A 23,081-nucleotide genomic window follows, 5' to 3' on the forward strand; every position below is an offset into this window, starting at 1 on the left:
GAACATGGCAAAAGTACTGGTATTCATCGACAACCCCGGCCGGGCGCTGAAGAAGTCCAGCCTTGAGCTGCTCACCATTGCCCGCACTCTCGGGGAGCCGGCCGTGGCCTTCAACGGCGAGTTGCACGACGACGTCGCGGCGGCGCTAGGTGAGTATGGCGTGCAGGGCCTCTACCGGCCCTCCGCTGACGATTTGGACGACTACCTCGTCGGTCCCAAGGCCTCCTACCTGGCCGCCGCCGTGCAGACCTCCGGAGCAAGCATCGTCCTGGTTGAGAACTCCGCCGAGGGCAAGGAAGTCGCGGCCCGGCTGGGCATCAAGCTCGGTGCGGGCGTGATCACCGACGTCGTCGCGGTGGATCCCGACGGCACCGCCCACAAGTCGGTCTTCGCCGGCTCGTACAGCAGCACGGCCAGGGCCACCACGCCGGTGGCCGTACTCACCGTCAAGCCCAACAGCACCCTCCCCGAGCCGGCGGTCACCGGCACGGCACCGCGAGCCGCCACCGTCGAGGTGCCGGACACCGCCGCCGCCGCGTCCGCCCGGATTACTGGGCGGACGGAAAAAAGCGCCAGCGGCCGCCCGGAGCTTTCCGAGGCCCGGATCGTTGTGGCCGGCGGCCGCGGCGTGGACGGGAACTTCGGGCCGCTGGAAGACCTCGCGGACGCCCTCGGCGCAGCCATCGGAGCCTCCCGGGCGGCCACCGACGCCGGCTGGATCAGCCACGATGCGCAGGTGGGGCAGACCGGCAAGACCGTCTCGCCGCAGCTGTTCATCTCCGCCGGGATCTCCGGCGCCATCCAGCAAAAAGCCGGCATGCAAACCGCCAAGGTCATCGTTGCGGTGAACAAGGACGCCGAATCGCCGGTTTTCGAGATCGCCGACTTCGGCATTGTGGGCGACCTGTTCCAGGTGCTGCCGCAAGCCACCGAAGAGATTAAGAAGCGGAGGGGTGGCCATTGAGCACGGAGGCCGCCACGGCCCCGAGCCCGTTCGACGCGGAGCGCGCCGGGATTGAGCGGGTGCTGTGTTTTGCCGCCCACCCGGACGACATCGACTTCGGCGCTGCCGGCACCATCGCCGCGTGGACTGCGGCCGGCGTGCAGGTCTCATACTGCATCATGACCGACGGTGATGCCGGAGGCTTCGACCCGGAGCGGCGCGACGAGATTGTCCGGCTGCGCATCGAGGAGCAGCAGCGCGCCGCTGCCCTCGTCGGGGTGACCGACATCCGGTACCTGCACCAGCGCGATGGCTACCTCGAGGCCTCGCACGAGGTCATCCGCGAGGTGGTGCGGCTGATCCGCGACGTCCGTCCCGACGTCGTGCTGGCGATGCACCCGGAACGCAACTGGAACCGGATCCAAAAGAGCCACCCCGACCACCTGGCAGTGGGGGAGGCCGTGACCCGGGCGGTCTATCCGGCGCTGGAAAACCCGTTCGCCTACCCGGAACTGGCAGCCGCAGGGCTGGACGCGTACAAACTGCCCTGGCTCTGGCTGTTCGCGGGGCCGGATGAACGTGATAACCACTTCGTTGACGTCACCGACCACGTCGAGGACAAGGTCGCGGCCATCCACATCCACGTCAGCCAGCATCCCGACGCCGGGGCGATGGAACGCACCGTCCGCGGCCTTATGCTGGCCAACGCGGAGCGCGCAGGACTGGCGCCGGGCCGCAGCGCCGAGGCCTTTCACGTGGTGGCCGTCAACGGACCCGGGACCATCGCCGGTTTCTAGGTTTGCCCGCGGCTGCCGCCTGCCATATGCTGGCCATGTTTAAATCATATTTATTTATGGAAGGCAGACTTTAATGGCGAAGACTGCGCAACAGCCCGTACTGGTCATCATGGGCGTCTCCGGCTCCGGCAAGTCAACCGTTGCCGGGCTGCTGGCCGGCCGGCTTGGCTGGGACTTCGCCGAAGGTGATGACCTGCACCCGGCCTCCAACGTGGCCAAGATGCAGGCCGGCCAGCCGCTGACTGATGAAGACCGCTGGCCCTGGCTGGACAGCATCGCGGGGTGGATCCGGGAGCACAGGGCCGCAGGCACGCCCGGCATCGTGACCTGCTCGGCGTTGAAGAAGCGGTACCGCGACGTCCTCCGCGGGGAGGGCATCGTCTTTGTCTTCCTCGAAGGCAGCAAGGACAGGATCTCGGGCCGGCTCGCGTCCCGCCACGGGCACTTCATGCCGCCGGCCCTGCTCGAGTCACAGTTCGACGCGCTGGAGGCCCCGACCGAGGATGAGGACTTCCTTACCCTGTGTGTCGGCGCGACCCCGGCGGAGGAAGCCCAGGAAATCATCGACCGCCTCCACCTCGGGGAAGCCGCCGGGCGGTAGCCCTACCGGCTCAGGCGCCAAGCGGGGCGTTGGCCACGGTGGGTGTGGTGGGCATCTTGGAGCCGCCCGCCGGCTCCACCGTGATTCCCAGGGATGCCGCGGAGCCGATGCCCGTAACGACAGCCGGCTTGGACAGCGCTTCCGCATCCATCAACCCCTTGGACACCGGCGCGGAGCCGTCCTTGGGGATCAGCCACATCTGGTAGACCTTGCCGGCCGGCGGGGCCGGGACGTCATTCATCTTCACCACAGCGGCGTCCTTCGAGGACGAGAGGGTCAGGGACGCCGTGCCCCCGCCTTTCACCTCGATCGTGGCCTTGCGGACGTCACCGGCCTGCATCACCTGGTTGAGCGGATCGTTCTGGTTGGCGACATAGGCGCCGACGCCGACCCCGCCCACCGCGATAAGAGCCGCCGCGGCGACGCCGACCAGCCAGTTGCGCATGCCCTGGGGCCGGCGCCGTTCCTCACGGCGCTGGCGGGCAGCGCCGAGTTCGTCCGGGACCGGAGACCCGGCCTGATCCCGGACCGGTCGCGCGACGACGGGGGGAACAGTTGGTGCGGGGAGGCCTTCACCGGTTCTGCCGGGCTGCTGCGCCGGAAGGGCGGCGACGATGCGGTCAAAGAGCCCGGCCGGCGGCTCCTCCTCCGCGGTGAAGCTCAGGGTCAGCGTTTCACGGGCCTGCAGGACACGTTTCTGGAACTCGGCGCGCTCGGCGGGCGCGGCTCCGGCGATGTAGCGGTCGACGGCGCTGCGCTCGGCGTCGTCGAGGGCGTGCAGCGCATAGACTTCGGCGAGGTCTACGGCGCGGCCGGAGCTGAGGTCTGCCGCGATGTCGGTGGAGAAGCCGCCGGGCGTGCGGCCGCTGTTCAGTGGATTCATTTCGTTCATCTCAACTCACCCCCAAACAGGTTTTCAAGCGGATCAGTCCGTCGCGGATGCGGGACTTGATGGTGGGGACGGCCGCGTTGAGCTTCTCGGCGACTTCCCGGTAAGTCAGGCCGCCGTAATAGGCGAGCCGGACGGATTCCTGCTGTGTGTCGGTCAGCGTGTCCAGGCACCGGACCACGGCTTCGGCTTCAAGCCGGCTGCCCACCTCGTCGGAAACGGAGTCGTGGTCGACTTCCTGGCTGCTGGCGCCGTATTTGGCTTCCCGGTCGCTGGCGGACTGGGAGGAGCGGACCTTGTCAACGGCCCGGCGGTGCGAAATCGTCATGAGCCACGCGAGCGGGGTGCCGGCGTCGGCGTTGAATTTCGACGCGTTTTGCCACACCTGGAGAAAGACCTCCTGGGTGGTGTCCTCACTCAGTTCCGCGTCGATCAGCACCCGGCGCGCCATGCCAAAGACCCGGCGCGAGGTGAGCTGGTAAAACTCGGCGAAGGCGGCCTGGTCCCCGGCGGCGATCTGCCCCAGCAAGGCAACCAGCCGGCGGTTTACGTCGGCTGAGGCGCTGGGGGGAGCGGCGGCCTCGGGGTTCGGGGCATTCGGAGTTTCCATCACCTTCAAGCATAGAGCGCCCGCCGCCGATCCCGGGCCAGTGCCGCGTGTTCCGCGGCCGGCCGCACCGGCGGCCGGGGGTCTGCCCACCTGTAGTGTGCTCACCTGCGGCTCCTTGCTCCCTCGACGCCTACCTGGAAGGTTGTCTCACCTATTGTTCGTGGCAGCCGGGCTGGAGGATGGGCGGAACACGGGGCTAATTCGGCAGCGGCCCTGCCGGCCGCGGCCGACTCTGCGTCCGCGCCTAGAGCTTCGCGCCGGCGAAGCCCTGCTGCCGCCAGGCCTCGTAGACCGCGATCGACGCCGCGTTGGCGAGGTTCAGCGAGCGCAGCGCCGGCAGCATGGGCAGCCGGACCCGGGACGTCACGTGCGGATCGTGCTTCACGTCCTCGGAGAGCCCGACCGATTCACGGCCGAACATCAGCACGTCGCCGGGACGGTATCTGATGTCGGTGTAGGAGGTATTGCCGTCGGAGGTAAACGCGAAGACCCGCTCGGGCTGCAGAGCCTCCCAGGCGGCGCCGAGGTCCGGATGCACGGTCACGACGGCCAGGTCGTGGTAGTCCAGGCCGGCGCGGCGGAGCTTGGCATCGGAGAAATCGAAACCCAGCGGCTCAATTAGGTGCAGCTGGGCGCCGGTAATGGCGGCCAGCCGGATGGCGTTGCCGGTATTGCCGGGGATTTCGGGGCTGTGAAAGAGGATGCGGAACACCCACCCATCCTAGCGAGCGGCCCCGGGGACCGTGCATACGGCCGTGTTTTCCGCCCTGCCCATGCCGCCTAGTGCATCCCTCGCAGCAGGCGCGCCAGTACCGGTACGTTGACGGTGTTGGGGGCCGGTCCCGAGCCGAGGAACTGCTTGAGGCCGCGGGCCAGTCCGGCGCCGTTGACCACCTGCACGGTCTCGGGACTTTCCCCGCGGCCCCGGGAGCGGCCGTGCCGGTCGATCACCGGTTCGTGGAGGTTGCCGTCGCTGCTGTGCACCACTGTCCAGCCGGTGACGTTCAACTCCGGGAAAATGTCCTGCATCCGGCGCACCACGTGGGCAAGCTGCGGCGGCGCGACGGACCGGCCGCCATGGTTCAGGGTGTGCCCGTTCCAGGCGTAGGCACCCGGCGGCAGCAGCATGGAACCGATCACGGCCATCCGGTATCCGGAGAGCAGCACGTGGTCGATGTGGCTGTTGTCCGCCGGCGACTGCAGGCCGTTGATCAGGCGGGCGGCGGGAATGCCCGGGAGGATCTGCCGGGTAATCAACTGCACCGTCCGCATCTCGCGCTGGATGCGTGCCTCCGCCCCGAAGATGCCGCGCCGCCTTGGCATGCCGTGGATCTGTTGGCGGGCCACCGACGCCGGGATCAGCGGAACCTCGCCCGCTGCGGCCACGTCGTCGAAGGACGGGACGTAGACCGGGGCGTCGGCGGAGGTGTTTCGCGGCTCATTGGGACGGCGGACGTGCGCGGAGGCCCGGCTGCCGGCTGCCGGTGCATCGAAGTGGGCGCCTTCCTCGGCCGGTGCCGTGCGGCTGGCATAGGCGGTGCCACTGCCGTAGGAGCGGTCGTAGTCAGCCCGGCGCTTGGCGTCGATCAGGGTCTCGTAGGCGAGGGTCACCCGGCGGAAGGTGGCGGCGTCACCGCCGTGGTCGGGGTGCGCCGTGCGGGCGGCCCTGCGGTACGCCACCTTGATGTCCTTGTCCGTCGCCGTGACGGGGATCCGGAGGACTTGGTAGTGCGAGCTGCCCTGCGTCAAGCGCGATTCCTTTGCGTCAGTGGAGCCAGTCCTGCCGGGACGTCCGGCGTGGCCAGTTTAACCGGCTGGGGGAATAACGAGCGCGGGGCAGTGGATGGTTCCCCTGCGGGCAGAACGCGGCGCCTGCCGGGCGGCCCGCCCCCTGCGCGCGCCGGCCGCCGTCGTCCTGTCCCGCATTCGGCGGGAGGGGCGGCGGCGGATCGCCGGGCTGCGGAGGACGCTAGCGGGTCCTGCCGGGGGGAGAGCCGGTTGAGCGCGAGCGCCCCGACCAGCAGGCCGAAATCGCGCAGGGCCACGTCGAAGAAGCTGCCCAGCACCAGCAGGTTAATGATGATGCCGAGCAGCCAGGCGGCGACCAGCAGCGATCCGAAGCGCGGCCGGACCGCGACAGCAACGCCGGCGACGATTTCGACCACGCCGACGATATACATAAAGCTCTGCGCCGGAAGCGGGATCACCGACGTGGCCACGGGGGCCAGATACATAGTCCAGTCGGTCAGGATGTTGGTGAACTTGTCCAGCCCGAAGATGATCGGCGCGGCGGTGAAGACCGTGCGCAGCAAAATGAACGCCTGCCGCTGCCGGTCCGCCGTGGCTGCGGACGCAGGAGTCGCGAGGGTTGTTGCAGATTTCATGGGATTGCTCCTTCTAAAAGTAGGTAACCTGATTTTAGAATGGGATCAGAAGTTAAGCAATGGATCTTGTTTTTAGAGTTAGGCTCGAGACATGAAGCGATTTACGTGGAACCGGAGGCTGTCCGCCGTCGCCTCCCTGCGCGACGAGAACCGCCGTCGGCTCTTCGACTTTGTCGCCTCCGCGCCGCAGGCTGTGGGGCGGGACGATGCCGCGGGAGCGTTGGGGCTGGCACGCAGTACGGCGTCTTTCCACCTGGACCGGCTGGTCGACGACGGTCTGCTGGGCGTGGAGTTCCGGAAACTGGGCGACAAGGCAGGTCCGGGGTCCGGCCGGCCGGCCAAGCTATACCGGGCTGCGGTACAGGAGGTGTCCGCTTCCGTTCCGGAGCGCAACTACGACCTCGCCGCGGAACTGCTGGTTACGGCGGTTGAGCGGTCAGCCGCCGACGGTAGTTCCGCCCGCGAGGAGCTGCTGCGGGCCGCGTATGAGCGCGGGTTCGGGGCGGGGGAGGCGGCCGGCGCTCCGGACTTCGCCGGTCTGCTGGCGGCCGAAGGCTACCGCCCGGCGGACGACGGCAGCGGCGGGCTGGTGCTGCTCAACTGCCCCTTCCACCGCGTGGCGGAGGGCCACGCCGGGGTGGTCTGTGCCATGAACGGTGCGTTCCTGAGCGGAGCTGCGGCCGGCTGGGGCGTCGACCCGGACCGGGTGGAGCCACTCGCAATTGACGAGCTCAGGGCGCAGGGCTCCGCCGGCTCCGCCCAGTGCTGCGCAAGGATCAGGCCGCTTTGACCCTGGCCTGCCCCTTCGTGCCGGTCAACAGGACGCCCGCGAGGACCAGGATGCCGCCTGCGACCTGGACCAGTGTCAGCGCCGTGCCAAGCACAACTGTAATGACGGCCGTGAAGACCACCATCAGGTTCAGGTAGTTGCCCGCGGTGCCGGGCGGGGTGGTCTTCAAGGCCAGGTTCCAGAAGAGGTACGCGCCCAGTGACGGGAAGACTGCAATGTAGGCCAGTGACCAGGCATCGGCCGGGGTGGAGGGCAGTTGCACGTGGAGTGCCACGGCGAACGGTGCCAGCGTCACGGTGGCCATGGCGACCTGCACCGCCGTCGAGGTGATGGGCGCAACGCCGAGCCGTCGGGCGACGATGGTGTAACAAGCCCAGACCCCGATGGCGCCGGTCATCATCAGCTCGCCCGTGTTGATCGTGAGGCTCACCACCCGTTCCAGTTCACCGCGGGTCAGGACCAGCAGCACGCCCAGCATCCCCAGCCCGATGCCCAGCCAGCCCAGCCGCGTAGTTTTCTCGCCGAGCACGACGATGGCCAGGACGACGATCAGGGCCGGGTTGGCGGCCGTGATCAGGGAAGCGTTCAATGCCGACGTGTAGCCCAGTGCGCTGTAGAGCAGGAGGGTATAGCCGCTCATGCCGAGCACGCTCAGCAGCAGGAGCACCGGCCAGCGGCGCAGCACCGTCCGCCAGTCGGGCTTTTCCACCAGGTGGGCCAGGACCAGCAGCGGCACAGCGGCCAGGGCCCAGCGCCAAAACGTCAGCTGCAGGGGCGTCATCGAGGCCACCGCCGCCTGCCCGACGACGTAGTTGCCGGACCAGAAGAGGGTCGCCAGGACAAGGTACAAGGGCGCTTTCACCGCTTGAATGTACCGCAGTGCCACTACCCTCCGGCCGGGAAGGCCCCGCACTGCCACGGTAGAATTGACCTGTGCCTGTATATCTAGACCACGCCGCCACTACGCCCCTCGCTCCCGAGGCGCTGGCCGCGCTGACCCGGGAGCTGGCCAGGACCGGGAACCCTTCCTCGCTGCACGGTTCGGGCCGCCGCGCCCGCCGGGCCGTGGAGGACGGCCGGGAGGCGCTGGCCGCCGCCGCGGGTGCGCACCCCTCGGAAATCATCTTCACCTCCGGCGGCACTGAGGCTGACAACCTCGCCGTCAAAGGCCTGTACTGGGCCCGGCGCGCGGAGGATCCGCGGCGCACCCGCGTCCTGTGTTCCACAGTCGAACACCACGCGGTGCTGGACACCGTGGAGTGGCTGGAGCGGCACGAAGGCGCCGACGTCCGCTGGCTGCCCGTCGACGCCGAAGGCGTGCTGGACCTGGCCGCCCTGGCCGCGGAACTGGCCGAGGATCCCGCCTCGATCGCCCTGGTCACAGTGATGTGGGCCAACAACGAGGTGGGCAGCATCCAGCCGGTCGCCGAGATCGTGCGGCTGGCGCACGCCGCGGGCGTGCCGGTGCATTCCGACGCCGTGCAGGCGTTCGGCTCCGTCCCCGTCGACTTCCGCGGTTCCGGCCTGGATGCCATGTCCATCTCCGGGCACAAGATCGGCGGCCCGGTCGGCGTCGGCGCCCTGGTCCTGGGCCGGGCCGTGAAGCTGACCCCGGTCCAGCACGGCGGGGGACAGGAACGCGATGTGCGCTCCGGCACGCTGGACACCGCGTCTATTGCAGCCTTCGCCGCTGCCGCGGAGGCTGCCGCCGGCAACCTTGCCGCAGAGTCCGCGCGGATCGCGGGGCTCCGGGACCGGTTGATCGAGGGTGTCCGCGCCGCCGTTCCCGACGCCGTGCTGCGCGGGGCCCCCGGGGTCGGCCGCCTGCCCGGCAACGCCCACTTCACCTTCCCCGGCTGCGAGGGCGACTCGCTGCTGTTCCTGCTGGACCTTGTCGGCGTCGAATCCTCCACCGGGTCAGCCTGCACCGCCGGCGTTCCCCGGCCCTCCCACGTACTCCTCGCCATGGGCCTGGACGAGGAGACCGCCCGCGGCGCCCAGCGCTTCACCTTGGGCCATTTGTCTTCCGAAGCCGACGTCGACGCCCTGCTGGCCGCCCTGCCGGATGCCTACGCGCGCGCCCGGCTGGCGGGCATGGCGGGGCACGTGTCGAGCATCCAGACGGCAGGCACCCAGGCTGGCGCCCCCGGCTGAGCCCCCTTGCACGTTCCGCGCTTTTGGGCGGTGAATCGGCGTGGCGATAGACTGGAGCGGCAGGGCGTTGTGTTATTCCGACGCCGGCACTCCCCATTCCCCATAGAAAGCCAGCATGCGAGTTCTTGCAGCCATGAGCGGCGGCGTTGATTCCGCCGTCGCCGCCGCCCGCGCCGTCGAAGCCGGGCACGACGTCGTCGGCGTCCACCTTGCGCTTTCGCGCATGCCGGGAACGTTGCGTACCGGCAGCCGAGGCTGCTGCACGATCGAGGATTCCCGCGACGCCTGGCGGGCCTGCGACGTGCTCGGCATCCCCTACTACGTGTGGGACTTCTCCGAGCGTTTCAAGGAAGACGTCGTCCAGGACTTCATCGACGAGTACGCCGCCGGCCGCACGCCGAACCCGTGCATGCGCTGCAACGAGCGGATCAAGTTTGCCGCCCTGCTGGAAAAGGCGATCGCCCTGGGGTTCGACGCCGTCTGCACCGGCCACTACGCCAAGGTGATCACCGACGCCGACGGCAATCCGGAATTGCACCGGGCCGCGGACTGGGCCAAGGACCAGAGCTACGTGCTGGGAGTGCTCACGCACGAACAGCTGAAGCACTCGATGTTCCCGCTGGCGGACACCCCCTCCAAGGCCGAGGTGCGCGCCGAGGCCGAGCGCCGCGGGCTGTCGGTGGCCAACAAGCCCGACAGTCATGACATCTGCTTCATCCCGGACGGTGACACGGCCGGCTGGCTGGCCGAAAAGATCGAGATGAGCACCGGCGACATCGTCGATGAGTCGGGCACCAAAGTCGGTGAACACCCCGGCGCGAATGCCTTCACCGTCGGCCAGCGCCGCGGCCTGAAGCTGGGCACCCCGGCCGCCGACGGCAAGCCGCGCTTCGTGCTGGAGATTCGGCCCAAGGAAAACAAGGTGGTGGTGGGTCCGGAGGCCCTGCTCGCCATTGACGAGATCCGGGGCATTAAGGTCTCCTGGGCCGGGCTGCCGATCGGTGAAATTGCCACCGGCGAGGAGTTTGACTGCCACGCCCAGGTCCGCGCCCACGGCGACCCGGTGCCGGCGGCCGCCCGCATGGACCAGGGGAACCTGGTGGTGACCCTCGCCGAGCCGCTGCGCGGCGTCGCCCCCGGCCAGACCGTGGTCCTGTACCAGGGCAGCCGAGTCCTCGGCCAGGCCACGATCGACGCCGCCCGCTCCCTGCAGCGCGCAGCCCTCTAACCGCCGCTGCGGCGCGCAGCCCTCTAACCGCCGCTGCAGCGCGCACCCGTCTGCGCCCCGCATCAGTGCCGGAAACGGACCCGTGCGGCGAAGAAAACGATGAGTTCCCGCGGATCGTATAAATTTTGTGTCTCACTTCACAGGATTTAGCGGTCTCAGCCGCGGTGTTCTGGTTGAATCTAGGAATCAGGACAGTGTGCTGCCCTTCGAGTCGAGCTACTTCGGCGGCGCACGAGTACTCATCGAACAGAAAGTTCACAGATGGCAATGAACAAAAAGGCCCTGCAGAGCGCCATCGCGCTTGCCGGGGTTTCCGCCTTTGCATTGACGGCCTGCACCGGCCCTTCCGGCGGCGGAACGGCGTCCGGGAGCGCCTCAGGCGGAGGCGCCATTACGTACGGCACCACGGACAAGGTGGTCACCCTCGACCCGGCCGGCTCTTACGACGCCGGCTCTTTCATGGTGATGAACCAGATCTACCCGTTCTTGTTGAACTCCAAGCCCGGAACGGCCGACTCCACCCCGGACATCGCCGAATCCGCTTCCTTCACCAGCCCCACCGAGTACACCGTCAAGCTCAAGTCCGGGCTCAAGTTCGCCAACGGGCATGCCCTGACCTCCTCGGACGTGAAGTTCTCGATCGACCGCGTCGTCAAGATCAACGACGACAACGGTCCGGCTTCCCTGCTGGGCAACCTCGCTTCGGTGGAAGTCAAAGACGACTCCACCGTGGTGTTCAAGCTCAAGGAAGGCAACGACCAGGTCTTCCCCGGCGTGCTCGCTGCCAACGCCGGCCCGATCGTCGACGAAGAAGTCTTCGCCGCCGGCAAGCTGATGAGCGACGACGACATCGTCAAGGGCAAGCCCTTCGCCGGCCCGTACACAATCGAGAGCTACAAGAAGAACGAACTTGTCAGCCTCAAAGCCAATCCCGACTACAAGGGTCTGCTCGGCAAACCGGCGAACGACAGCGCCACGATCAAGTACTACGCCGACTCCAACAACCTGAAGCTCGACGTCCAGCAGGGCAACATCGACGTCGCCGGCCGCAGCCTGACCGCGACCGACGCCGCCGACCTCGAAAAGGACTCCAAGGTCAAGGTCCACAAGGGCCCGGGCGGCGAGCTGCGCTACATCGTCTTCAACTTCGACACCATGCCGTTCGGCGCCAAGACCGCCGACGCCGACCCGAAGAAGGCACTCGCCGTGCGCCAGGCGATGGCCGACGTCGTCGACCGTGACGCGATCGCCACGCAGGTCTACAAGGGCACCTACCTGCCCGCGTACTCCGTGGTTCCCGACGGCTTCGTCGGTGCCATCAAGCCGCTGAAGGACATGTACGGCGACGGCAACGGCAAGCCCAGCCTTGAGAAGGCCAAGAAGGCCTTCAGCGACGCCGGCGTCACCGCCCCGGTAACCCTGAAACTGCAGTACAACCCGGACCACTACGGCAAGTCCTCCGGCGACGAATACGCCATGATCAAGGAGCAGCTGGAGAAGTCAGGCCTGTTCAAGGTCGACCTGCAGTCCACTGAATGGGTCACCTACTCCAAGGACCGCACCAAGGACGTGTACCCGGTCTACCAGCTCGGCTGGTTCCCGGACTATTCCGACGCCGACAACTACCTGACCCCGTTCTTCATCCCGGGGAACTTCCTGAAGAACCACTACGAGAACCCGGCTGTGACTGATCTGATCAAGAAGCAGCTGACCACGGTGGACAAGGCCGAACGTGAGAAGGTACTCGGTGACGCCCAGACGGCGGTCGCCAAGGACCTCTCCACCCTGCCGCTGCTGCAGGGCGCCCAGCTCATGGTCGCCGGCAAGGACGTCCAGGGCGTCGACAAGACCCTGGATGCGTCGTTCAAGACCCGTCTTGGTGTGATTTCCAAGTAGGTCCATTCCCCATCCGGTCCTGACCAGCCATGGAGGCGGGGCGCCTGCGCGGCGTCCCGCCTCTTTTGCTGAGGGCAGGACAACCGATTCCCACGCCCACGAAGCTGACGGAAACACAGATTTAGGTACCAATGACAACACTTATTGAGGCACCGCCCAGCGATGCCGACGGCCTATTGCCGACAAAGAAGAAGGCGTCCGGTGGGGGACTGGGCCAATACATTCTGATCAGGTTCCTGCTGATCTTCCCGACCATCCTTATCCTGGTCACGCTCGTGTTTTTCCTGATGCGGATCACGGGTGACCCCATCACGGCCGCCCTCGGCGGCCGGCTCCCGCCGGAGCAGCTGGCGGAACGAATCCACGCCGCCGGTTACGACCGGCCCATTTTCGTGCAGTACTTCGAATACCTCGGACAGCTCATCACCGGCGACTTCGGCACCACGCTTTCGGATAACCGGCAGGTCTCGGAGATGCTGACCACCTACGGGGCGGCGACGCTGGAACTGTCCATCAACGCGCTGCTGGTGGCCCTGGTCGTCGGCATCCCGCTGGGCATGGTCGCCGCGCACCGCCGGGACAAGGCTCCCGACGCTGTCCTGCGGATCTTCGCGATCCTCTGCTACGCCACCCCGGTGTTCTTCGCCGGCATGCTGCTCAAGCTGACCTTCTCCGTCTGGCTCGGCTGGCTGCCGGTCGCGGGGCGGGCGAAGACGTCCACCGAGCTGGCCCTCACGGCGCTGCAGGCGCCCACGGGCATCTACTGGCTCGACGCGGTCCGCAGCGGCAACATGGCAGCGCTCGGGGACGTCATCGCGCACGCGGTGCTGCCCGCCCTTGCCCTCGGTCTGCTGACGGCCGGCATCTTCCTGCGGCTGGTCCGCACCAACGTGATCGGCACCCTCGGCAAGGACTACGTCGAAGCCGGACGCTCGCGCGGCGTCAGTGAATTCCGGCTGGTCACCAAACACGCCTACAAGCCCGCGCTGATCCCGATCATCACCGTGATGGGGCTGCAGATCGCAGTCATGCTCGGCGGCGCCGTGCTGACCGAGACCACCTTTGAATGGAAAGGCCTCGGCTTCCAGCTCGCGACCTACCTGACGGCCCGCGACTTCGTGGCCGTCCAGGGCATCGTGGTGCTGCTCGCCGTGATCGTGGCCGTGACCAACTTCATCGTGGACATCGTCGCCGCGCTGATCGACCCCCGCGTGAGGTACTGACATGAGCATCGAACCAACCATCGCCGCAGAGAGCCGCAGGGACCCATGGTTCCGGCGGCTGCCGGTCGTGTCCCATTTCAACAAGAGCGTCGGCCTGCAGCGCGGCATGCTGGTCGCCGGCCTGATCCTGACCACGCTGTTCCTGCTGACCGCGGTCCTCGCGCCGCTGATCGCCCCCTACGGCTTCGCGCAGATTTCCGACGCCGACGGCGGCTTCCCGGCGCAGCAGGCCCCCGGCGGCAAGCACTTGCTCGGCACCACGGTGGGCGGCTACGACGTGTTCTCACGCGTGGTCTGGGGAGCCCAGACGGCCGCGATGGTCATCGTGGTCGCCGTGATCATGTCCATCTTCATCGGTGTGATCCTGGGCCTGCTCAGCGGTTACATCGGCGGCTGGCTGGACCGCATCCTCGTGGTGATCGCCGACGCCGTCTACGCCTTCCCGTCCCTGCTGGTGGCGATTGTGATGGCCATCGTGATCAGCGGCGGCCGCTCCAGCCTGTGGGGCGGCATCCTGGCCGCGGCGATCTCCATCACTGTGGTGTTCATCCCGCAGTACTTCCGCGTCATCCGGGCCGAGACCATCCGGCTGAAGGCCGAACCCTTCGTCGAGTCGGCGAAGGTGGTGGGTGCGTCCAACATCCGCATCATGACCCGGCACATCTACAAGAACGCCAACCGCACCCTGCCGCTGATCTTCACCCTGAACGCCTCGGAAGCCATCCTCACCCTCGCAGGTCTCGGTTTCCTGGGCTTCGGCATCGAACCGACGTCGGCGGCCGAATGGGGCTTTGACCTGAACAAGGCGCTCGCGGACACGACGTCGGGGATCTGGTGGACGGGTGTGTTTCCCGGCCTGGCCATTGTCCTCACCGTCGTGGGGCTGACCCTGGTCGGCGAAAGCATCAACGACCTCAACGACCCGCGGCTGCGCGGGCGCAAGAAGGCTGCCTCCGGTAAAACCGGACCGGACACCGGCGGATCCGGCGCTGCCGGTTCGCAGGCGGCGCCCACAGCGGAAGTGAGCAACTCATGAGCACCAACATCGGTTCCGTTTCAGACCAGCACGGCCGTGGTGCCGGACCGGTGCTGGATATTGACCACCTCAAGGTCACCTTCGCCACGGACGCCGGGGACGTCTACGCCGTCAAGGACGTCAGCCTGGAGGTAAACCCCGGCGAGGTCGTCGCCATCGTCGGCGAATCCGGCTCCGGCAAAACCGTCACCGCTAAGACCATTCTGGGGCTGCTGCCGGAGACGGCCATCAGCTCCGGTGCCGTGCTGATCAACGGGAACAACGTGATCAGCGTGAGCGCCTCGAAACTGCGGGAAATCCGGGGCCGCGACGTAGCGATGGTGTTCCAGGAGCCGTCGACGGCGCTGAACCCGGTTTTCACCGTGGGCTGGCAGATCGCCGAGGGTATCCGTGCCCACGCCGGCCGCCAGGGCGGCGGCAAGGTCAGCGCGAAGGACGCCAAGGCCCGTGCCATCGACGCGCTGCGGAAAGTCGGCATCCCGGACCCGGAGACGCGGGTCAACTACTACCCGCACCAGTTCTCCGGCGGGCAGAAGCAGCGCGTCGTCATCGCCGCTGCGCTGGCGCTCAACCCGGGACTCATTGTCGCGGACGAGCCGACGACGGCCCTGGACGTGACCGTGCAGGCGGAGATCCTGGAACTCCTGCGCGACCTCCGGGACCAGTACGGCACCTCGATCGTGCTGATCACGCACAACATGGGCGTCGTCGCCGACCTCGCGGACCGTGTGGTCGTGATGTACCAGGGCGACGTCGTCGAGGAAGCGAATTCGCGGGTGCTCTTCGCGGCCCCGAAGCAGGACTACACAAAGAAGCTCCTCGCCGCCGTCCCGCACCTGGGGCGGAACTCCGCCTCCGCCGGCATGACCGAACGAGCCCACCAGGGCGGCAAGGTGCTGGTGGAGGCGAAGAACCTCACCATCGAATACCCCGGCCGGCTGGGCAGCCCGGCGTTCAAGGCCGTGGACGGGGTGAACTTCACCCTCTCGGAGGGCGAAGTCTTCGGCCTTGTCGGGGAGTCCGGATCCGGCAAGACGACGATCGGCCGCGCCATCGCGGGACTAAACAAGACCACGGGGGGCAGCCTGAAAGTGCTCGACTACGAGATGCTCAATCTCAAGGAGCGCACCTTCAAACCGCTGCGCAAGCAGATCGGCTTTGTCTTCCAGGACCCGGCCGCCTCGTTTAATCCGCAGCTCACCATCGGCGACTGCATCGCCGAGCCGCTGATCATCCACACGAAGCCGACGCCGGCGCAGGCCCGCCAACGGACCCGCGAACTGCTCGAGTCGGTGCAGCTGCCGGCGTCGTATGCCGAGCGGTACCCGCACGAACTCTCCGGCGGCCAGCGCCAGCGCGCGTCGCTGGCCCGGGCCCTGATCCTGAACCCGAAGCTGCTGATCGCCGACGAACCGACGTCGGCGTTGGACGTGTCGGTACAGGCGAAGGTGCTTGAACTGTTCAAGGAGATCCAGGCCGAGTTCGGTTTCGCCTGCCTTTTCATCAGCCACGACCTCGCCGTCGTTGACATCCTCTCGCACTGGGTGGGCGTCCTCTACAAGGGCAGGATGGTGGAACAGGGCCTCGGGAACCAGGTCATGGGCAACCCCCAGCATGACTACACCCGCAAACTCATCGCCTCCCTGCCCGTCCCCGACCCGGACGAGCAGGCCCGGCGCCGTGAGGAGTTCCGCGCGGTGCTCGGGGCCTAGCTGCAGGCTGCACGACCCCGGTACGAATGGGCATGTCCGCCGCTCACTTTGAGCGGCGGACATGCCCTTTTGGGCTCCGTCGGCCGCTGCTTAACACCTCAGGGGATTTGCCGCCCAGCCCCTAGACTGGATCAATGACCGAGCAGAGCCAGAACCTTCCCGACGCCGATGCCTACGACCCCGCTGCCAGCTCGCTGGCCGGCCAGGTGGATCCCGCGGTGATGGCGGAACTGCTCTCGATCCGGTCCAGCATCGACAACATCGACGCTACCCTCGTGTTCCTCCTCGCCGAGCGTTTCAAGGCGACGCAAAAAGTAGGGTTCCTCAAGGCTGCGCACCAGCTGCCCGCCGGTGACCCGGGACGGGAGACCGCTCAGATCGCGCGGTTGCGCCGGCTCGCCGCCGAAGCCCATCTGGACCCGGCCTTTGCGGAAAAGTTTCTGAACTTCATCATCGGCGAGGTGATCCGCCACCACGAGGCCATCGCCGAAGACCACCAGGCGGCCGCCTCCGAGGCCGCCGGCCGGACAATTGCGGACCCGGCCGTTAGCGCCGAGGCATAGCCGTGCCCGAATCGCCCGGCCAGGTCACCGCCACCGCCCTCGGACCGTGGCCCGGGGATGACCCGGTTGAAGCGGCCCGCATCATTCGCGGCGAACTGGGCAGCCCGCACCTGCCCTTCCTTGCCGAGCTCCCGGACCGCGGCGTCGGCTCCGACGCTCTCGGCCGAACTGCCTCGCTGCTGGAGGGGCTCGCCGTCGACGTCCAGCCCCACGGCTGGCGCCTGGTGGACCGGCCCGGCAAGGACCACCGACGGGCGAGTTCGGCACTCTCCACCGACATCAACGTCCTGGCGGACGTCGCCGGTGCCGAAGAATCACCGGCCACAGAACTGAAGATCCAGCTGCGCGGCCCGCTCAACCTCGCCACCGGCCTGCACTTGCATAGCGGCGAACGGGCCCTCGTCGATCACGGCGCGCGGCGGGACCTCGCGGCCTCGCTCGCGGCCGGCGTGGGTGGCCACCTGCGCAGGGTGGCCGCCGCGGTCCCGGGCGCCAGGCTGGTAGTGCAAATCGACGAACCGGATATCGCCGCGGTCATGGCCGGCACCATCCCCACGTCCAGCGGCTACCGGACCCTGCGCGCCGTGGCCGGCTCCGAGGTCACCGAATCCTGGCGGCTCGTCATCGACGCACTGCGGGCTTCCGGCGCGGCGGAGGTCGTGGTGGCGGTAGCGGAGGTCGAGGCGCCCTTTGACCGGATCCTGGCCGCCGGTGCGGACGGGATCGCGGTGCCGCTGCGGGCGCTGACCTCCCGGCAGTGGGAGCAACTCGCCGGGGCGGTAGAGGCCGGAAAGCAGCTCTGGGCCGGTGTTTTGTCGGTCGACGATCCGGTCGCCACCTTCCCGGCGGTGCCGCAGGCAGTCGAAACGCTCTGGCGGCCCTGGCGCCAGCTCGGGTTGCCGCCCGCGTCGCTTGGCTCCGTACGGGTCACACCCTCCGGCGGCCTGGCCGGGCACACGCCGTCGTCCGCGACGGCGGTGCTGACCCGGCTGACCCAGATAGCCGACGGGCTGAACCAGCTCGCGCTCGGCTAGGGCGCTACACCCTGCGTTCCCAGCGCGTCGGCAGGGCCGGTGCGGGAAGGTGGCCGGGGGTCCCAGCACCGGCCGGGTACGGCTCGAGGCGATAGTCGAAATGCCCGGCGTAAACCAGTACCAGACCGAACTGGGGCTGGATCACCTTGACCTGGATCCGGTGCCGGCCCTCGGCCGGTTCCCACCATTGCTCTGCGTACGCTTTGGCGTCAAGGATGCCCGGCAGCGGTATCCGGAGCGGGCCAAGGAAGAGCCGGGAGACCTCCGAGATGCCGCGCAGCCGTCCTTCCGGCGTCACGCTAAGGTTCAAGTCGGTGACCAGCCGGCGGTAACGGCCGACATAATCGACCAGCCGGGGCGTGCCGGTGGACGAGTCCAGGCTGGTGGTGTCGGAAAAAACGCGGGTGGTCTCCGGGAAAAAGATCTCCCGCCGGGCGGTTAGGCTCGGGCGCCCGAATGGATCCAGGTGCGCGTGGTTCTCGATCCGGAAGCTGATGCCCTCCCCGTACTCAGGAAAGAAGGCCTGCTCGCCGCTGGCCAGTCTGATCAGCGGCCGCAGCCAGCGTTGCCGGCAGCCGACGACGTCGAAGACGCCCTCGCCGACGCCGTACCTCCCGGATCCCGGTGCCAACGAAAAGTACTCCTGCAATTCAGGCTGCAGCCGGGAGAAGTCCTTTCCCAGGCCGAGCTGGTAAATCGGTTCGTAGCCGGTCACGGCATTCTCCTTGCGGTTACAGGGCCGCCGGTGGCCTGTCAACGCAGGTTCGCAGCGGGGCAGGCTCGGGGCCGGGCCTGCCCCCAGCCTATAGTTGCGGCGCCGCTCCACCCGCGCCATGCCGGGGGTCGGCCGAATACGACAAAGCCATGGCAATAGGGGAATATATAACCTATGAAGGCACGGATTTTGGTAGTGGACGATGATGAGGCGCTGGCCGAGATGATCGGGATTGTGCTGCGCAACGACGGCTTTGACCCCGTCTTTTGCGCGGACGGCGGTCAGGCGCTGGACGTATTCCGCTCCTCCAAGCCGGACCTGGTGCTGCTGGACTTGATGCTTCCGGGCATCGACGGCATTGAGGTGTGCCGGCAGATCCGAGCCGAATCGGACGTCCCCATCGTCATGTTGACGGCGAAGTCCGACACCTCTGATGTCGTCCGCGGCCTTGAGTCGGGCGCCGATGATTACGTCCCAAAGCCGTTCAAGCCTGCCGAGCTGGTGGCGCGGGTCCGGGCGCGGTTGCGTCCCGGAGACCAGAAGGCCCCCGAAACGCTGCGTATCGCCGACGTTACGATCGACGTCGCCGGCCACGTGGTCAGCCGCGACAGCGAACGCATTTCGCTGACGCCGCTCGAATTCGATCTGCTCGTTGCGCTGGCCCGCAAGCCCTGGCAGGTCTTTACCCGGGAGTTGCTGCTGGAGCAGGTCTGGGGCTACCGCCACGCGGCGGACACCCGGCTGGTCAACGTCCACGTCCAGCGGCTGCGCTCGAAGATCGAACGCGATCCCGAAGCCCCCGAAGTTGTATTGACGGTCCGTGGTGTCGGCTACAAAGCAGGTTCCTGAACCGGCGGACGGCCACCCCGCAGCCGCCGCGCAGCCCGCCGCGCCGGCGAGTCCGGGCCCCCAGAGCCCTGCCCCGGAAAGCCCGGAGAGCCCGGCCGGCCCGCCCCGGGGGCAGAGCGCAGTGTTCCGCGCCGGAATCTGGGTCCGCCGTGGCCGGATTGTCACCGCCCGGGTACTGCGGTTGGTCCGCATCGGAGCGGCCCGCGTGCTGCCGACGATCCGGTACCTGCTGCGCGCCCTGCACCGGCGCTGGCGGCGGTCGCTGCAGTTTCGGACGGTGTTGACCACCCTGATGCTGGCGATTGGCTCCTTCGTCGTGGTGGGCGCGTACCTTTCCAACCAGATTGCCAACAACCTCTTCCAAGAGCGGCTGGCGCAGGCGGAGTCGGAGACTCGCTACAACGTCAAGCAGGTCCAGGACACGTTCGACGGCGCCCAGGTCACCGACCAGTCCAGCGTCATAACCCTGGTCTACGACACGCTGAACGCCGTCGAGGGCCGCGGTTCGGTGATTCAGCGCCGCTACGTTTTTGAGGCGATGCCCGAGCAGACCAAGCCGCGCAACCGCTGGGTCGAATCCCGGGCCTCGGACCAGCTCACCATCAGCGTCATCCCGCCGGACCTGCGTAAAGCCGTCCAGGAATCGGGCAAGGACCAGTTCTGGGCCTCCACGGAGTTCCCGGTCGGCACCGAGGACCGTCCCGGCATCGCCGTCGGCAACAAGGTGACTTTCAACGGCACCGTGTACGAGCTGTACCTGATCTACGACCTGAACACCGCGCAAAAGACGCTCGACGAAATCCAGAACGTGCTGCTGGCCGGCGCCGCGGTGCTGGCGCTGCTGATCGGGGCCGTCGCCTGGTACGTGACCCGCAACGTTGTCAGTCCGGTCAGCCACGCCGCCGTCGTGTCCGAAAAGCTGGCAGCAGGCCAGCTTCAGGAACGCATGGTGGTCAAGGGCGAAGACGAAGTCGCCCGGCTGGGGGCGTCGTTCAACCACATGGCCGCCAGCCTGCAGGAACAGATCACCCAGCTGGCCACCCTGTCCCAGATGCAGCAACGCTTTGTCTCCGATGTTTCGCATGAGCTGCGCACCCCGCTCACCACGGTGCGGATGGCCGCGGAGGTGCTGTACGACGCGCGGGAGGACTTCGATCCGATCAACAAGCGCTCTGCTGAGCTGCTGTACCACCAGGTGGAGCGCTTCCAGTCCCTGCTGGCCGACCTGCTGGAAATTTCGCGCTTTGACGCCGGCGTCGCAGTACTCGATGCTGAACCGACGGACATCATCCAGCTCATCACGCACGTGATGGAGGGCGTGGCACCCGTTGCCGCCGAATACGGCTCGGAGGTAACGCTGAATGCTCCGCAGGGCAGCGTCGTGGTCGAGATGGATGACCGGCGGATCGACCGGATTCTCCGCAACCTGGTGCTGAACGCACTCGAGCACGGCGAAGGCCGCCCGGTGAACATCTCCGTGGCCGCCAATGGCACCGCTGCGGCGGTGGCTGTCCGGGACCATGGCATCGGCATGACCTCAGCGGAAGCGGCCCGGGTCTTCGACCGGTTCTGGCGTGCCGACCCTGCCCGGGCACGCACGACGGGCGGCAGCGGCCTGGGACTCTCCATCGCCACCGAGGACGCCAAGCTCCACAACGGCTGGCTGCAGGCTTGGGGCAAGCGAGGGTCCGGCGCCAATTTCCGCCTTACGCTGCCGTTGCGCCAGGGCGAGGTAATTACAAAATCCCCGCTGCAGCTGGAGCCCGCGGACGTTAACCTGGACGGCGGCGGGGAAGGCCGACAGATGATGCTGCTGCTTGACCAGGCTGCTCCGGTTCCCGGCACGCCGGCCGAGGGCCCGCACGAAACGAAGGAACAACCATGAGCGGCACCAAAAAGCTCACCAGCGCCGCCGCGGCCGTGCTGGCGGTGGTCCTTTTGCTGCTCACCTCCTGTGCCCAGATACCGCGGTCCGGGCCGGTGGGCAAGAGCACCGACGAGAGCGCCGGCAAACCGAACAACGCCCCGGTCTTCTTCCCTGTGGCCCCCCGGGCCGGGGCCGGCCCTGAATCGGTCATCGAAGACTTCTACTTGGCGGGCAGCGGTTATGAGGACGACTACGCGGTGGCAAGGCAGTACCTGACCCAGGCTTCCTCGGTGAAGTGGAAGCCGGACCAGCGGGTGCTGGTCTTCCGTTCCGCCCGCGTCGTGGCAACCGCCGTCGAAAATGTCTTCAACTACGAACTGGACCTCGCCTATACGGTCGACGCCGACGGCATCGCCACTCGGTTGCCTGAAGGCACCAAGGAGAGCATTCCCGCCACGCTGACCAAGGTGGAGGGGGAGTGGCGGATAGCGGATATCCCCGACGGAACCGCCATCCCCGAGGAGACGTTCAAAGTCATCTACGGCGCGTACCCCATCTACTTCTACGACCCCACCTTCACCTACGCCGTCCCGGACGTGCGCTGGTTCATCAGAGAAGAAGACCGTCAAAGCCATGACCAGCGCGCTGCTGGGCGGGCCGGCCCCCTACCTGAAAGGCGCCGTGGTCAGTGCTTTCCCCGCCGGGATGAAGCTGGCACGCGAATCGGTTCCGGTGGTCTCCGGCGCCGCGCAGGTGGACCTCTCGGCCAAGGACCTGGTGGAAGCATCCAACGAGGACCGGCTGCGCATGCAGACCCAGCTGGCGCTGACCTTCCGCAGCCAGCCGGACGTTATCAACGTGGAGCTGCGGGCAAACCAGGACCTGGTACGGGTGGAAGACAACGGCTCCGTGCTGCCGCCAGTGCGCGATAAAGAGGTCCCAGCCCACCAGATCGCCGTCAGCAACAACGATCTGGTCCGCTATGAGAACAACAAGCTCGGCCCGCTGCCGGACATCAAGCCCGTCAGCACATTGTCCCCGCGCCTTCCGGCCGAGTCGCCGGCGTCCCAGGCCGTAGCCTTCCTCAACTCGGACCGCAACACGCTGTATTCGATCGTCCCCGGTCAGCCCGCGCGTGCCCTGACCACCCGGGCGAGCGTCTCGCGGCCGTCCTTCGACCGGTACGACTGGGTGTGGGCGGCCGGTCCGGGCGGGAACGGTTCCACCGAGGTCCTGGCCTACCGGCCGTCGGGGATAGCGGAGGGCGCCAACGTGCCCGGCGTGACGCTGACCCCGTCCTGGCTTGCCGGCCGGAAAGTCAAGGAGTTCCGGATCTCACGTGAAGGGACCCGGGCGCTGGTGATCTCCGAACTGAACGGCAAGACCCGGGTGCAACTCACCGGCATCGTCCGCACCAGCGACGGAACCCCCCGGGATCTCACGCCGCCGATGATTCTGCTGACGGTCCGCGACCCGGACCAGGGCGTCTGGGTAAACGACACGACAGTCGCCGTGATGAAAGGCTCCGCGAGTGACAACGTCACTCCCGAGCTGCTCTCCCTGACCGCGGCGGAACCACAACAGCTGGCGCCTTGGTCGGGGCTGACTGCGCTGAGCGCCGGCAACGGTCCGGCCGAGATCTTCGGCCAGTCCGCGGAGGGCATCTTCCAGCGGCTGGGCAACGGCTGGTCATTGCAGCTCAAGGGCGCCGTCGACCCGTCGTACCCGGGCTGACACCGGGCGCTTTGCCGCCGGTTGTCCACATAGCCGGGTTGCCGCCGGTTGTCCAC

At 67.6% G+C, this 23,081-nt stretch carries 21 protein-coding genes and 1 pseudogene; 15 read left to right on the plus strand and 7 right to left on the minus strand.

Annotated elements, in window-relative coordinates; all coding sequences use genetic code 11:
• Nucleotides 1–4 precede the first annotated feature (4 nt).
• The 3 genes from QFZ61_RS08565 to QFZ61_RS08575 all read left to right on the plus strand — a co-directional run bounded on the left by QFZ61_RS08565 (nt 5) and on the right by QFZ61_RS08575 (nt 2,341).
• The gene (locus tag QFZ61_RS08565) at nt 5–964 is read left to right on the plus strand and encodes an electron transfer flavoprotein subunit alpha/FixB family protein (protein ID WP_307035121.1); all 960 of its coding nucleotides are present in this window, start codon (nt 5–7) and stop codon (nt 962–964) included.
• The gene (locus QFZ61_RS08570) at nt 961–1,740 is read left to right on the plus strand and encodes a PIG-L deacetylase family protein (protein ID WP_307035123.1); all 780 of its coding nucleotides are present in this window, start codon (nt 961–963) and stop codon (nt 1,738–1,740) included. The genes QFZ61_RS08565 and QFZ61_RS08570 overlap by 4 nt, the downstream gene beginning before the upstream one ends.
• A 73-nt stretch (nt 1,741–1,813) precedes the next feature.
• On the plus strand, nt 1,814–2,341 hold the full coding sequence (locus QFZ61_RS08575; RefSeq protein ID WP_307035125.1) for a gluconokinase: 528 nt from the start codon (nt 1,814–1,816) through the stop codon (nt 2,339–2,341).
• A gap of 10 nt (nt 2,342–2,351) precedes the next feature.
• Here QFZ61_RS08575 and QFZ61_RS08580 read toward each other — a convergent pair whose 3' ends face one another.
• From QFZ61_RS08580 to QFZ61_RS08600, 5 genes are all read right to left on the minus strand, one after another.
• Complete coding sequence (locus tag QFZ61_RS08580) at nt 2,352–3,224, minus strand: anti-sigma factor (protein ID WP_307035127.1); 873 nt, start codon at nt 3,222–3,224, stop codon at nt 2,352–2,354.
• Between the two features lie 10 nt (nt 3,225–3,234).
• A complete protein-coding gene (gene sigK / locus QFZ61_RS08585; RefSeq protein ID WP_307035129.1) occupies nt 3,235–3,840 on the minus strand; it encodes an ECF RNA polymerase sigma factor SigK in 606 nt (201 codons plus the stop codon).
• Nucleotides 3,841–4,084: 244 nt separating this feature from the next.
• Nucleotides 4,085–4,552: a tRNA (cytidine(34)-2'-O)-methyltransferase gene (locus QFZ61_RS08590; protein ID WP_307035131.1), complete on the minus strand. Its 468-nt coding sequence runs from the start codon at nt 4,550–4,552 to the stop codon at nt 4,085–4,087.
• Between the two features lie 68 nt (nt 4,553–4,620).
• A complete protein-coding gene (locus QFZ61_RS08595; RefSeq protein WP_307035133.1) occupies nt 4,621–5,589 on the minus strand; it encodes a J domain-containing protein in 969 nt (322 codons plus the stop codon).
• The gene (locus QFZ61_RS08600) at nt 5,586–6,224 is read right to left on the minus strand and encodes a hypothetical protein (protein ID WP_307035135.1); all 639 of its coding nucleotides are present in this window, start codon (nt 6,222–6,224) and stop codon (nt 5,586–5,588) included. Before QFZ61_RS08600 ends, QFZ61_RS08595 begins: the two co-directional genes overlap by 4 nt.
• Nucleotides 6,225–6,315: 91 nt before the next feature.
• On the opposite strand from QFZ61_RS08600, the gene QFZ61_RS08605 reads away from it, so the two are divergent.
• Nucleotides 6,316–7,014 (plus strand): metalloregulator ArsR/SmtB family transcription factor, encoded by a 699-nt coding sequence (locus QFZ61_RS08605; protein ID WP_307035137.1) that lies wholly within the window; start codon nt 6,316–6,318, stop codon nt 7,012–7,014.
• Here the strand turns inward: QFZ61_RS08605 and QFZ61_RS08610 are convergent.
• Complete coding sequence (locus tag QFZ61_RS08610) at nt 7,001–7,876, minus strand: DMT family transporter (RefSeq protein WP_307035139.1); 876 nt, start codon at nt 7,874–7,876, stop codon at nt 7,001–7,003. The two genes, QFZ61_RS08605 and QFZ61_RS08610, sit on opposite strands and share 14 nt — an antisense overlap.
• A 71-nt stretch (nt 7,877–7,947) precedes the next feature.
• Between QFZ61_RS08610 and QFZ61_RS08615 the strand changes: the two genes are divergently transcribed.
• From QFZ61_RS08615 to QFZ61_RS08650, 8 genes are all read left to right on the plus strand, one after another.
• Nucleotides 7,948–9,168 carry a cysteine desulfurase family protein gene (locus tag QFZ61_RS08615; protein WP_307035141.1) on the plus strand — a complete coding sequence of 407 codons (1,221 nt, stop codon included), beginning with the start codon at nt 7,948–7,950 and terminating at the stop codon, nt 9,166–9,168.
• A 115-nt stretch (nt 9,169–9,283) separates the two neighbouring features.
• Nucleotides 9,284–10,396 carry a tRNA 2-thiouridine(34) synthase MnmA gene (mnmA, locus tag QFZ61_RS08620; protein WP_307035143.1) on the plus strand — a complete coding sequence of 371 codons (1,113 nt, stop codon included), beginning with the start codon at nt 9,284–9,286 and terminating at the stop codon, nt 10,394–10,396.
• A 261-nt stretch (nt 10,397–10,657) separates the two neighbouring features.
• Nucleotides 10,658–12,292 carry an ABC transporter substrate-binding protein gene (locus QFZ61_RS08625; protein WP_307035145.1) on the plus strand — a complete coding sequence of 545 codons (1,635 nt, stop codon included), beginning with the start codon at nt 10,658–10,660 and terminating at the stop codon, nt 12,290–12,292.
• A 131-nt stretch (nt 12,293–12,423) separates the two neighbouring features.
• Nucleotides 12,424–13,515, plus strand: a complete 1,092-nt coding sequence (locus QFZ61_RS08630; RefSeq protein WP_307035147.1) for an ABC transporter permease — start codon at nt 12,424–12,426, stop codon at nt 13,513–13,515.
• Between the two features lies 1 nt (nt 13,516).
• Entirely contained in the window at nt 13,517–14,551 is a 1,035-nt protein-coding gene (locus QFZ61_RS08635) for an ABC transporter permease (protein WP_307035149.1), read from the plus strand.
• Nucleotides 14,548–16,263 (plus strand): ABC transporter ATP-binding protein, encoded by a 1,716-nt coding sequence (locus tag QFZ61_RS08640; protein ID WP_307035151.1) that lies wholly within the window; start codon nt 14,548–14,550, stop codon nt 16,261–16,263. Before QFZ61_RS08635 ends, QFZ61_RS08640 begins: the two co-directional genes overlap by 4 nt.
• Before the next feature lie 134 nt (nt 16,264–16,397).
• The gene (locus tag QFZ61_RS08645; protein WP_307035153.1) at nt 16,398–16,826 is read left to right on the plus strand and encodes a chorismate mutase; all 429 of its coding nucleotides are present in this window, start codon (nt 16,398–16,400) and stop codon (nt 16,824–16,826) included.
• A gap of 2 nt (nt 16,827–16,828) precedes the next feature.
• Nucleotides 16,829–17,860 (plus strand): hypothetical protein, encoded by a 1,032-nt coding sequence (locus QFZ61_RS08650; RefSeq protein WP_307035155.1) that lies wholly within the window; start codon nt 16,829–16,831, stop codon nt 17,858–17,860.
• A gap of 4 nt (nt 17,861–17,864) precedes the next feature.
• On the opposite strand, the gene QFZ61_RS08655 is transcribed toward QFZ61_RS08650, so the two are convergent.
• Nucleotides 17,865–18,575 (minus strand): DUF4166 domain-containing protein, encoded by a 711-nt coding sequence (locus QFZ61_RS08655; protein WP_307035158.1) that lies wholly within the window; start codon nt 18,573–18,575, stop codon nt 17,865–17,867.
• A gap of 174 nt (nt 18,576–18,749) precedes the next feature.
• On the opposite strand from QFZ61_RS08655, the gene mtrA reads away from it, so the two are divergent.
• The 3 genes and pseudogenes from mtrA (at nt 18,750) to QFZ61_RS08670 (ending at nt 23,025) form a co-directional block, all read left to right on the plus strand.
• Nucleotides 18,750–19,424: an MtrAB system response regulator MtrA gene (gene mtrA, locus QFZ61_RS08660; protein ID WP_307035161.1), complete on the plus strand. Its 675-nt coding sequence runs from the start codon at nt 18,750–18,752 to the stop codon at nt 19,422–19,424.
• Entirely contained in the window at nt 19,396–21,309 is a 1,914-nt protein-coding gene (mtrB, locus tag QFZ61_RS08665; RefSeq protein ID WP_373427142.1) for an MtrAB system histidine kinase MtrB, read from the plus strand. Before mtrA ends, mtrB begins: the two co-directional genes overlap by 29 nt.
• A pseudogene (locus QFZ61_RS08670) lies at nt 21,306–23,025 on the plus strand (LpqB family beta-propeller domain-containing protein). Before mtrB ends, QFZ61_RS08670 begins: the two are co-directional and overlap by 4 nt.
• Nucleotides 23,026–23,081 lie beyond the last annotated feature (56 nt).

The organism is Arthrobacter sp. B3I4, from assembly GCF_030816855.1.
Taxonomy (GTDB): Bacteria; Actinomycetota; Actinomycetes; order Actinomycetales; family Micrococcaceae; genus Arthrobacter.